Origin of the sequence: Lyngbya sp. CCY1209, from assembly GCF_035615495.1 — a bacterium.
Lineage (GTDB): Bacteria > Cyanobacteriota > Cyanobacteriia > Cyanobacteriales > Microcoleaceae > Limnospira.
Genome location: NZ_JAJENU010000664.1, coordinates 1 through 12,033, shown reverse-complemented (window position 1 = coordinate 12,033; position 12,033 = coordinate 1). Strand labels below are relative to the sequence as shown.

The window sequence follows — 12,033 nt, the reverse complement described above, 5'->3', positions numbered from 1 at the left end:
TGTCTTGCTCTCTGCGAGACAGAGTAACAGGTTAGGGCTAGAAAGCCCCGTCGCTGTCTTCGCGGGGATTGGTTACTCGGCCTTTCAACTGCAAAAATTTGTTCGTCTCCTCAATCTACCCGATCGCCGATTATGAACGCCAGGTGCATTTTAGTCATCGACGACGAAGAACCGATTCTCGCAGTGGTCCGAGGATGTTTGCAGGATTTGGCCGGATGGACGGTTTTGAGCGCCGAATCCGGCGCCGAGGGGTTGCGCCTGGCCGCGGCGGAACGGCCCGACGGGATCTTGTTAGACCTGTCGCTGCCGTCCATGGACGGCGACGAGATCTTGAAAAATTTGCGGGGCGATCCCCGGACGGCCGGGATTCCTGTCATTTTACTCACCGCGCGATCGCCGGCCGGCGACCGGGCGCAATTCTCCGAAATGGAAGTCGCGGGCAGCATCTACAAACCCTTCAACCCCGCGACCCTGCCGGACGAAATTGCCGCCCTCCTGGGGTGGAAATAATTGATCAATGATCATTGATCATTGATCATTGATATCGCAAGTCTCGTGCTCGTGTGTTAACTAGCTCGGGGGAACCTCGAAAACTTCAAAACCTCGATTCAAAGGGGCTTTGAGTTCTCAAGGGCTCCCTAATATCGACTCCCTAATACCGCGCGCGGTATTAGGGAATCGGAAATCGGTCATTTTTCATTAGACTCTCCTCAGATGGCGGTACCGAAGCAGCGTCAACCCGCCCAGGGTGCGTTCGGCTTCGGCTGTTCGACTGGTCGGAATCCCCGTGCCATCAGGGTCGGGGAGGATGTCAAGCTCGGGATCGGTCTCGAACTTCAAATAATCTTCAAAATTGCGGTTTAACTTTGATAGACAGAGTTGATAGGAATCGGTCCAGAATGATGGCTGGTGCGATCGCGACCCAATCCGCCACCGTCCTGCCGAACGGGAGGAAAAAGTATGCCATCTAAACGGATTTTAATCATCGACGACGAACCCGACATCCTGGAAGTGCTCCGGTGCTGTCTGACGAGTTTGGCGGGTTGGCAGGTGTATTGCGCCGACTCGGGGTTTGAGGGGATCGATCTGGCTTCCGAAGTGCGGCCGGATGCCATCCTGCTGGATTTGATGATGCCGTCCATGGACGGATTGACCGTGTTGCGACACCTGCGCGATCGGGAAGAGACCCGCAACATCCCCGTCATCCTGATCAGCGCCAAAATCCAGCTTTTGAGTGCCCGCCGACAACAACAATTGAAAGTCGCCGGCGCGATCCCCAAACCGTTCCATCCCCGGTCAATCGTTTGTGAGATTCAAACCTTCCTCGGTTGGGACGAACAACCCCTGGAAGCTTGAGTTTCCCCCCGCCACTTTTGGCGGTCAAACTGAGTGCATCTTCAAATTTTCTTCAAATACCCGATGTATCTTGAAGGTATCAGGAGGTTCGGGCAACAATCGATCGCCGTCGTGAAGCCGGGGATGGCGATCGAGTCGCCAAATTTTTGAAGGGGAGATGCAATATGAACATTAATCGCCATGCAAGGCATCAACGGTCTGTTCGATGGCCGGCGGTCGCCGATCTGTGTCGCGCCTCACATCCGAGCCGACGGGCCGATCCCGCCCCAAACAGTTCGGTTCGCCGGCAACATCCCCGTCTTCCCGGTCTCGCCGGCCTCTGTTTGGGAAGCATTCTGTTCGCAGTTTCCTTGTTGTCCTGTCCCAAGTCGCCGGCTCGTGAAACGGCTCAAATTCCCCGGAGCCTCCACCTCGAATCGACTCAAATTGAGTCCGCTTTCCTCAAAACAATACCGCTCAGATTTTGGAAATTTTCCGACCCTTTTGAATCTCCATCTCCCGGCACATCCGCAGCCCAATTCGGGCAAAATATGCCGAAATTATCGATAACATATGGGGCGCAATCGCCCTTTGATTTACAATTTAATCCCGACGGCGATACCTTCCCCAGTGTAGGCGGGAGTGATTCGATTTTTTCGGAAAACAATGGGGCGAAAATCCGGCGAATTTTCGACCGCACACACCCAGGAATCTTTCCCGAAAAAACCGGGTTCGATTTCGGCGGTAAGGTTCGGCAAATTAACCTCCACCCTGCGGTGGCAAAGCTGGCACAAGAGCGCCCCCACTTCCACGAAACTGTGGCGGTCGCGACGGGAGGTTTTACCATTTTAATCAGTTATTTAATTTACCTGATTGAAATCACCAGACGCCGGTCGCGACAGATTCGAGAAATCGAGGGAAGATTGACCCGGGAAATCCGCGATCGCATCGACAGCGAAACCCGCTTTCGAGCCGTCGCCGAAGGCAGTTTGGATGCCCTATTTATTTTCGACCCCCTGCGAGACTCGCAAGGGAAGATCCGAGATTTCACCTGCGTTTATCTCAATAAAAATGCCGAAATCCTAATCGAAAAAACAGCCGACAGGGCGGCGGGAGAACGCCTTTCAAATCTCCTCGACCAGCCCTTTCAGGTCAGTTTGGAAGCTGACATTCGAGCCTTCGAGACCCAAACCCCCCGGGAAAGCGAATTTTCTCTCCCCTTACCCGATCGCCCCACCCCCAAATGCTTCCGACACCAAGTCGTCCCCCTTCCCAACAGCCTGTTCATTACCATTCGAGATGTCAGCCATATCAAAGACCAAGAAGAAAAATTTATCAAACAAATTCAACAAGAGCGATTAGTCGCCGAAATCGAGAATCAAATTCGCAACTCGTTGACCCTCCAAGACATCCTGAAAACCACCGTCGCGGAAGTCCGCAAATTTTTGCAGGCGGAGCGGGTATTGATCCACGGCTTCCGAGAAGAAATCAAACAACTCGCCCGGGTAGAATCGAAGGATGACGCCGTACCCTCCATGCTCGGATTCGTGATCAACGACCCCTCCATTTTTATCGCCGACTACCTGAAATATTACCAAGAAGGAGACGCGATCGCGATCGCGAACTTGAAGGAAAGCCAACTCAGTTCCACCACCTCGGAACTGCTGCAATTTTTCCAAGTGCGATCGCTCCTGATCGTCCCCATTCCCGTCCCCAACTCGAGCGCGGAACGGGCGGTCACGGGAACCGGCGACAACCTTCACAACGGCCTGTGGGGGCTGCTCATCGTCCACCAGTGTTCCCAGGAACGCCGCTGGCACCCCTCCGAAATCAACCTGCTCAAACAACTCGCCAATCAAGTCGGTATTGCCGTCCGCCAGAGCCAACTCTACGAACAAGCCCAACAGCAAATGCTGCGGGAAAAAACCGTCAACCGCATCACCTGCGCCATCCGACAGACCCTCGACTTGCAAACCCTATTTTCCACTGCCACTTGGGAAATCGGCCGCTATCTGGACGTCGATCGCGTCTGGATTTGGCAGTACCGGCCGCAAGAGCAATTATGGACGAACGTTTCCGAGTACCGCAAAAATCTGGATTTACCGCCGGCCCTCCACCTGCAAATGTCCGACAAAAATAACGAAATTGCCGCCCGACTCAAACACTTTCAAGGCTTCAGCCTGTACGAATCCCGCCTCTGCCGCACCCCCGCCAGCCAGAAGTTAGCCAAGAAATTTCCGGGGGCCTGGTCGTTCCTCCCCCTGCAATTCGACGGCAAATTGTGGGGAGCGATCGCGATCGTGATGGACTACACTTGGTACGACTGGGAAGAATCCCAAATCGAATTTCTCAACCAGGTCGCCACCCAACTCTCCGTCGCCATCCAGCAGTCGCAACTCTACCAGCAGTTGCAGACGGCCAACCGGCAACTGCAGCAACTCGCCTGCACCGACGGCTTGACGGGAGTCGCCAACCGCCGCTATTTCGACATCTACTTCAAGCAGGAGTGGAGTCGGATGGCGAGGGAAAAAAAACCCCTGTCCGTAATTTTGTGCGACATCGACTATTTCAAACAGTACAACGACACCTACGGCCACCCGGCGGGGGATGCCTGCCTGCAAGACGTGACCCAGGCCATGAAGGCGGCGGTGAAGCGTCCCGCCGACCTGATCGCTCGCTACGGGGGCGAGGAGTTCGTGGTGGTTTTGCCGGATACCGATATCGAGGGGGCGACCCGGGTGGCGAACGAGATCCGATCGCAACTCGCCGCCTGTCAGATTCCCCACGAAGCATCCGGCGTCGCTCCCCACGTCACTCTGAGCATGGGGGTGGCGAGCATCCAACTCTGCCGGGGCGTCCCCCCCGAGAGCCTGGTCGCCAAAGCCGACCGCGCCCTGTACCGGGCCAAAGCCCTCGGCCGCGATCGCATCGTCCTCCACCGGATCGAAGGGGAGCTCGAAATCACCACCATCCGACCTCCGGAACCGGCCGAGGGCCGCGACGACCGCCAAAATTCGGCCTGAGAAGGTCAGGAAAAGCGGGAGGGCGCACCGGACTCGTCCCGCAGCGGGCGATCGCGCCCGGAGTCCGCCAGCCCGTCGCTCCCGAGGGGAAATTGCGGGGAAAACTGCGGTTTGAGGGAGTGCAACCGCACCGGGGCGATGGGGGTGAGGTTGCGGGTGACACTCGCGGCCCCCACAAACGAATATCCGTTCGTGATCCGGGAGTGGGCCTCCAGACGCAGCCGGTAGGCGCCCGTTCCGGGGGGAAACCATTGGTCTTCCTCCGAGGGGAGGATTTGGTGGTGTATTCCCGTCCACTGGCGGGTGGGGTTGCGGTGGTTCTCGTAGGCGTCGCCGCCGATGCGTCGCCGGGATATTTCCCCGTAGTCCGCCCACAGCGTATAATCAGCCAGGTGTCCCTCCCGACTCCAGGCCGTGATTTCCAACTGCAACCCATCGCGGTTGTCCGTCAGTTGAACCGTCCCGTCCGAGGCGACCGGGGTGCCCTCGCGCCAGATCTGGGAAATTTCCACCCGGGGCCGGTTGTTGTCGATTCTGAGGGTCAAAATTTGCGGGGGGGCCGAAACGATCGCACTGTCGGGCCGGTAAAATTTCACTTGAAATTGGTGCAGTCCGGGGGGATATCCCAGCGACGACCACCGCAACAGCAAATCATTCATCGAATAGCTGCGGTCCGGGTCCGGGAGGGGATAGTAACCGTCGCCGTCGGGCCCGACATATTCGGGAATCAGTCTTTCCCCCTCCCAATAATAATTGACCCAGCCCTGGAAAATGGGGGCGAACGGACTTAGCGGGTCCGGACGGTGCAGCATCCGGTAGCGTCTCGCCCCCCGACACCAGACATCTTCGAGGGTGTCCCGGTTGCCGATCAGGTGCAACCGCCCCCCGAAGGCTGAATCCGTCACCGGAACCGTCGCCGTCGGCGAGGTGGTGGCGTAGCCGTCTCCATTGATATCCGTGGCCGGGATCAGGCCCACACCCGCGATCGCCGCCCCGGCGGTATTGGAGGGATAGTGGGTTTTGGGGTGCCGCGCCAAAATCAGGGTGTGGAGGTGGCGGAAATCCCGGTAAAAATTGGGCGGGTCGTCCCAGGTGACGGGGGGATTCTCGGAAGCCACCCGCAACCCGCAGCGAATTTGGGGCGGTTCGTCGGAGTCGAGGGCGACGCCGAGTTCCGACAAGGATAAACTCAGTTCCCAAATCCGGTGCGGTTCGTTGCTGTTGGGGGAACGGTCGAACCGGAGGTTGAGGCGGGACGGACTGCGTTCGTTGATGCGACCGGTCCATTGGGCGGGTTCGAGGTAAAATTGCCGGCCGAGGGGATTGGGGCGATCGGGATAAAACCCGTAATTGACATCGCAGTAGGGCGTAATTTGGGCGTTGCGGTCTACATCGACGCTGAACCAGAAATAATCGCCGGAATTGAGGGTTTGGTGGCGATCGCCCACCATGTCCAAGCCGATGTAGAGAAATTCGGCATCATTCTTGACCAGCAAATAGCCGCCGGGAAGTTCGAGTTGTCCCGCCCCCGACCATTTGACGGGCGACGAGTCCGGGGACGGCAGAAAGGGACGATTGTCCCGATCGTGCCAGGTGCTAATTGCCAGAGCCATGATTACCTCTATATTTATGGGATATTTTAAAAAACTTCCAGTTGAGATGGGGGAAACCCGCTTAATTTGGAGAATGCCGGAGCGGCAAGTCCTGGAGCGAAACAGTCCAAATTTCCCCTTTGTTATTTATAACCCAAACTGGAGACAGCCAAAAGACTCAGGCGATCTCAGGAAATTTTCAGGATCGGAATTTAGCCTTTATAATCGATCATAAGCTTATCCATGAAACCCGCCCCATTCCAACCTTTCGGGGCGGTTTTTTTTCGATCGCCAATTTTACGATCGCCCCCCCCGCCGGCGTCCGTCCCAACTCGCCAACCCCGCCCCAACCGTTTCTGCCAGGATGCTCACGACCCGGTAACAGGCGATCGCACCCAGGACAATTCCCGGCGAAATGTGGCTTTCCAACAACGCCAACGCCGTCGCCTCGAACACCCCCAACCCCCCCGGCGCCACCGGAACCACCAACCCCAGCAGCCAAGCAAAACTGAACGCCCCGAAGATAAACGGGACTTCCCCCCAATTCCAATATCCCAACGCCACCAGGGTCAGCAAAAATCCCGCCCCCCGCAGGCTCACAAAGCCCAACTCCCCCAAAAACGGTTTCAGGGGGTAGCGGTGCAGCCGCACCTCGGGCGACGGGGACGGATCTTGGGACTTCAACTTCAGCCGCCCCAGATAGCCCACCACGGGGTTTAAAATTCGGGGGTGGACCCCCGCCAACACCGCCGCCAACAACAAAACCTGCAATCCCCGATGGGGGCTCGGGACGCTGACGATCGCGATCGCCAAGGCCGCCGCGGCCATCAACAGCGGTTCGAGCACCACGCTCAACGTCGCCACCCCCAGGGAAATCCCCGCATCCTTGACCGCCACCACCCGGCCGTAAAAGTGCCAGACGTTCCCCGGGATGTACTTGGCAATATTCGTTTTCAGGTACACTCGCAGCCCCCAGCTCGGCGAAATTCTCGCGTCTGCAGGAAGTTTGAACTCCCGCAAAATCAGCAGCCACACCCACCCCGACCAGATATGTGCCGCCAGGGTGACGGCCAGAGCGACTCCCAAAACCGCCCAACTCGCCCCGGTGATTTGGATGTCGGCGACTTCCTGCCAGTGTCGTTTCAGGGCTATCCCCAGAAAAAATAGGGTGACGCCAAAAACCGCCCAACGCAAACAGGATTTCAAAACTCGACCTCCAGTCGCCTGAACCGCCCGAACCGGTCGAAGGGATAGCCCGTCGCGACTCGCCCCACCCCCCGCAGTTGTCCGGCGTAGTGTCGGCTGACTTCATTATCGGTCTGCCAGAGGCGATCGATGCCGATGCCGTCCCGGCCGTGTTCCGGGCCGGAACTGTGGATATAGCGTCCGTCGCCGAGGTAGAGTCCGACGTGGGTGGCTTTTTCTGGCGGACCGAAAAAAATCAGATCCCCCGGTTGCAGTTCCCAGGACACGGGGGCGATCGCTTCTGCGAAGGCTTCCTGCTGGTAGGCGTCCCGGGGCAGCCAGATCCCCTGGCGGGCAAAAGCCGTCTGGATCAAGCCAGAACAGTCATAATTGGGTCCCGTTGTCCCCCCCCAGAGGTAGGTATTGGGGATTTCCTGGGCTTGGCGGGTGAACTGTATAATTTTGGGGAGTTGCGGCCGTATGTCGCGGCGGGTGAGAAATTGGGGTCCGTAGGGTGCGGGGGCGATTTCCAAATGCTCCCAGTCCGCCGCAGACAGCCAAGCCGGATAGTCATCTTCGCACAGTTGCACTCGGACGGCGGTTTTTCCGGGGGAGGGCGATCGCCCGGACCGCAGGTGCCGCCCCGCGATCGCCTGGGTCGCCCGGGTCGTACAGTCCGGGGAATCGTAAAGATCGAGATCGGTTTTGCACCGATACTCAACGATGTCCGATAATGGGTCAGTGTTCATCAGCGATTTGGCTTTTGACGGTCGAGCAGTGGGGGCGATTCTTTGGGCGGGGAGAGGCGGCGGGCGATCGTGAGACTCGTCCCATCTCAACTCATTCCCCCCATTTAACATCTTTCTAGACACATTTTTTGATTCCCCAGTTATGGCATTTTTTCATCCCGATCCGCAGCTTCAAACTTTGGGCACAGGCATTATAGAGGCAACCCGAACTCAATTTCCAGCCCTCGGCGCCCATCAGATCGCCATGACCTGGGTCATTTACGACCCCCCCATCTCCGTTAATACCGGCGGGGCACTGACGCCGGAAGAGTTTTGGAAATATCCCGTTCGCGGGTTTGAATATCGGGGCATCGAGCGCATTTATCCCGCCTGCGTCGTCAAGTTATTTTATCTGGTCGCCCTCTACGAGTGGCTGGAAAAAGGGATGTTGCAGATCTCGCCGGAGTTGGAACGGGCCGTTAAAGATATGATCGTTGATTCGAGTAACGACGCCACCAGTTTGGTCGTCGATGTCCTGACGGGAACCACCAGCGGGCCGGAATTGTCGCCCGGACCCTTTGAAACCTGGAAGTCCCAGCGGAATATCGTCAACCGCTACTTTCAGTCCCTCAACTGGCCCGAACTCGAATCCGTTAACGTCAACCAAAAAACCTGGTGTGATGGGGCCTACGGCCGGGAACGGGCTTTTTTGGGCGAACTGATGGAAAACCGCAACATGATCACCACCAACGCCACGGCGAGGCTGCTGCATAGTATCGTCGGCGGCGTCGCCGCTTCTTCCCAGGCTTCTCAGGCTATGATGCAACTGCTGCGGAGGCGACTCGACCCGGCGGCCTTGCGGGAAGACCCGGAAAATCAAGTCGCCCGGTTCCTTGGGGAGGGACTGCCACCCGATGCCCAGTTGTGGTCAAAAGCCGGGTGGACCAGCCAAGTCCGCCACGATGCCGCCTATGTGGAAATTCCCGACTTGCAACCCTATTTGCTGGTGGTCTTTACTGAAGGCAAAGCCCAGAGTCAAAATCAAATCATCTTACCCTTTATCTCCCAAAAAGTGGTGGAAGCGATGCAGAAATTGTCCCCCTCTTCCAGCCTACCGTAAGTTCGGCGGGGCCTCGGGCGATCGCCTCGTTTCGGAGACAACCGACGTCCCCGCCATTCTGACAGCAATTCACAAATTTTTGGGGATCATTGTAAAGATTTTCTAGAAAAATTGGCGACGTGATCACAAATTATATATAATCTTTTCAAGACAAGGTTCTGTCCTTTTGATATGAAGACCTTCTCCGATCGCGTAATCGTCCCGACCGGAGGGGTAAATTAGCCGAGTTTTGATCTCAATGCGGGGGTTACAATTCCGCCGCAATCGAACGGCGATCGCGACTCCTTTAAACTTCCAAAATCTACCATAAAACCGGGGTAAAAAATCATGAATAACGCAGCTTTATCCGCTAAAAAAGAAACATCAAAAAAGGCTATAAAGCTCCTATTTTTAGATACAAGTATTCCGGATTTAGAAGTTTTAAAATCGGGGGCGATCGCGGCATTTGAAACCGTCGCGATCGACCGCAAATCCGACGGTATTTATCAAATTTCAACCCACCTCAAAAAATACCGACAACCCGTCGAACTGCACCTCGTCTCCCACGGTTCCCCCGGTTGCTTGCACTTGGGCTGCAACAGCCTCAATTTAGAGAATATCAGCCATTATTCTGACCAAATCAAAGCTTGGAATCTCTCCGCTTTAATTCTGTACGGCTGTAACGTCGCGACTGGAGATGCCGGCAGCGAATTTATCGAAAAATTATATCACCTGACCGGCGCAAATATTGCCGCATCGACAACGAAAACTGGACATTCCGATTTAGGCGGAAACTGGGAATTTGACGTTTTACAAGGTGATTTTGAGGTTGATTTGGCGTGGGTGCGATCGAATTCAAGAGCAGTGGCATTATGTTCTCGCTACTTTTGAAGAAAAACCCGCTTTTTTCCAAGTTATTGATGGTCAGCTCAAGGTCTTAAATCCATTGACTGGTAATTACGAAGATATCGGTAATGTGAATCTAGATGGTTCTGGTAATGGCTTGATCTATAACGCCAGTGGTTACAACTCAAATGATAACTATATTTATGGAGTTGTAAGAACCGGAGATCAATCGACAGAGAACACTCCTGATATTCACCAATTAATTAGAATCGATTCAGAAGGCGTTATAGCATATGTAAAAACAGACGGTACTACGACAACCAATAGCAATGATACTGAGATTTATACTCCTAATATTCAATTCCCTTTTTCCGGAGACTTCGATACCGGCAATAACCTTTGGGTGATCAATCGTGGTGAGGAGGATTCTCTTCTAAAAATTGAGATTGGTACAAATTCAATCACTGAATCAAAAGTATCCATAACAGATAATGGCGATATAAATTCCGATGTAAACAATATCACAGATATCGATTTAACAACCGTTTTCGACCTAGTATATATTCAAAGAGATGCAAAAGAATCTTTTATGGAATTAGCAAAAGCACTGGTACAAGCAGATTGATTGAAATCAATCTTACCGACACGAAGATGTCCTCCCGTGAAATTGATGATCTACCTACCGATATTGGGCTTTATGGAGCTTTATGGAGTGATGAATCTGGGGGATTATATGCAAGTTCAAATAACCCTGGACAGCTATTTCATATCCGTGATTACACTAGCGACAATCCGGTAGCAGAGTTTCTAACTGAGAGTGATAATGCCTCTAATAATGACGGTATGTCTGACGTGACGCAGAAATCTCCATTTATCATACCGCTGGTAGATTTAGATGGCACAGATACGCCAGATAATCAAAATTACTCGACCACTTTCACGGAAGATGAAGCGGCTGTCAACATTGTTGATACAACGGCTGATGATGGTCTGATTATCAGAGACTACATCAATAATGCGACCACGGCGGATGGCGATCGCCTAAAACAAGCCACCATTACCCTCACCAATCCTTTTGAAGGTGATGAATTTACAAATTTTGACAGTTTACCAGCAACGATCAGTTATGCTGTTACAGGAGACGTTGGCAGTGGGGAAATAACGGTTACTCTAACACCTACTACCGGTAATACTGCTAGTGTAACCGACTTTGAAAATGCACTCAAAGCCATTCAATTTCAAAACACCAGCCAAGCACCCGACAATACAGACCGAATCATAGAAATCGTCCTCGAAGACGAAAATGGCAACTTTTCTTACGAGATCTTCGGTCCTGCTAGTACCGAACGTCATACAACAACAATCCAAGTCATCCCCGTCAATGATGCACCGTCGTTTGAAGCCTTAAACAACACGCCAACTGTGAGTCTGGGTGGCAATGCGGTTGTCCTGGATGATGATGCCACAATTATAGATCCCGAACTCGGCGATCGCAATAATTACAATGGTGCCACCCTGGAACTCGCAAGAAATGGGGGAGCCAATAGTGAAGATGTATTTAGCAGCGGTAATACCACTGTATTGGGAGCTTTAACAGAAGGCGGAACCCTGACAGTTGATGGTACGGTAATTGGAACAGTGACTACCAATAGTGGTGGCACATTACTCTTAACATTCAATAATGATGCTGCGACGGGTGATTTAGTCAATCTGACATTACAAAATATTGCCTATAGCAACACGGGTACAACCGCCGGTTCAGTAACCATTGATTACACAATCAATGACGGCAACACGGCAGATGACGACCAAGGAACGGGAGGAGCCTTATCAGACACTGGTTCTATTACAGTTACGCTAGAGGAAAACAACCCACCCACAGCCACTAACGATACCGCCGCCACGGCGCCGGGAACCCCCGTTACCTTCAACATCACCGACAACGATAGCGACAGCGACGGGACTCTAGACCTGAGCAGCGTAGATTTAGACCCGAGTACCGCCACCCGAGACACCAGCGTCACCGTAGACGGGGAGGGAACCTACGAAGTGGACGACGCCGGGAACGTCACCTTCACCCCCGCCGACGGCTTCACCGGGACGGCAACCCCCATCAGCTATACCGTGTCCGACAACGACGGAGCCATTTCCAACGCAGCCAATATTACAGTGACGGTGGAAAATACCGCCCCCACGGCTACTAACGATACCGCCGCCACGGCGCC

Annotated in this window: 10 protein-coding genes; 7 read left to right on the top strand and 3 right to left on the bottom strand. The window is 54.3% G+C overall.

From position 1 onward, the window contains the following. Positions 1–132: 132 nt before the first annotated feature. The 3 genes from LKE08_RS27365 (at position 133) to LKE08_RS27355 (ending at position 4,358) form a co-directional block, all read left to right on the top strand. Positions 133–510: a response regulator gene (locus LKE08_RS27365; protein ID WP_324707466.1), complete on the top strand. Its 378-nt coding sequence runs from the start codon at positions 133–135 to the stop codon at positions 508–510. A gap of 450 nt (positions 511–960) precedes the next feature. Beyond that, positions 961–1,356, top strand: a complete 396-nt coding sequence (locus LKE08_RS27360; RefSeq protein ID WP_324707465.1) for a response regulator — start codon at positions 961–963, stop codon at positions 1,354–1,356. A 755-nt stretch (positions 1,357–2,111) separates the two neighbouring features. Next, a complete protein-coding gene (locus LKE08_RS27355) occupies positions 2,112–4,358 on the top strand; it encodes a diguanylate cyclase (RefSeq protein WP_324707464.1) in 2,247 nt (748 codons plus the stop codon). Positions 4,359–4,363: 5 nt separating this feature from the next. Here the strand turns inward: LKE08_RS27355 and LKE08_RS27350 are convergent, their stop codons facing one another. The 3 genes from LKE08_RS27350 to LKE08_RS27340 all read right to left on the bottom strand — a co-directional run bounded on the left by LKE08_RS27350 (position 4,364) and on the right by LKE08_RS27340 (position 7,884). Then, positions 4,364–5,971: a hypothetical protein gene (locus tag LKE08_RS27350; protein ID WP_324707463.1), complete on the bottom strand. Its 1,608-nt coding sequence runs from the start codon at positions 5,969–5,971 to the stop codon at positions 4,364–4,366. Between the two features lie 276 nt (positions 5,972–6,247). After that, on the bottom strand, positions 6,248–7,156 hold the full coding sequence (locus tag LKE08_RS27345; protein WP_324707462.1) for a UPF0104 family protein: 909 nt from the start codon (positions 7,154–7,156) through the stop codon (positions 6,248–6,250). After that, entirely contained in the window at positions 7,153–7,884 is a 732-nt protein-coding gene (locus tag LKE08_RS27340; protein ID WP_324707461.1) for an NlpC/P60 family protein, read from the bottom strand. The genes LKE08_RS27345 and LKE08_RS27340 overlap by 4 nt, the downstream gene beginning before the upstream one ends. Before the next feature lie 142 nt (positions 7,885–8,026). On the opposite strand from LKE08_RS27340, the gene LKE08_RS27335 reads away from it, so the two are divergent. The 4 genes from LKE08_RS27335 to LKE08_RS27320 all read left to right on the top strand — a co-directional run. Further along, complete coding sequence (locus LKE08_RS27335) at positions 8,027–8,983, top strand: serine hydrolase (protein WP_324707460.1); 957 nt, start codon at positions 8,027–8,029, stop codon at positions 8,981–8,983. Positions 8,984–9,310: 327 nt separating this feature from the next. After that, a complete protein-coding gene (locus tag LKE08_RS27330; protein WP_324707459.1) occupies positions 9,311–9,853 on the top strand; it encodes a DUF4347 domain-containing protein in 543 nt (180 codons plus the stop codon). Beyond that, positions 9,792–10,433: a DUF6923 family protein gene (locus tag LKE08_RS27325; RefSeq protein ID WP_324707458.1), complete on the top strand. Its 642-nt coding sequence runs from the start codon at positions 9,792–9,794 to the stop codon at positions 10,431–10,433. The genes LKE08_RS27330 and LKE08_RS27325 overlap by 62 nt, the downstream gene beginning before the upstream one ends. Beyond that, positions 10,430–12,033, top strand: a 1,604-nt coding sequence (locus tag LKE08_RS27320; RefSeq protein WP_324707457.1) for an Ig-like domain-containing protein, incomplete at its 3' end; no start/stop codon positions are given. The genes LKE08_RS27325 and LKE08_RS27320, both read left to right, overlap by 4 nt.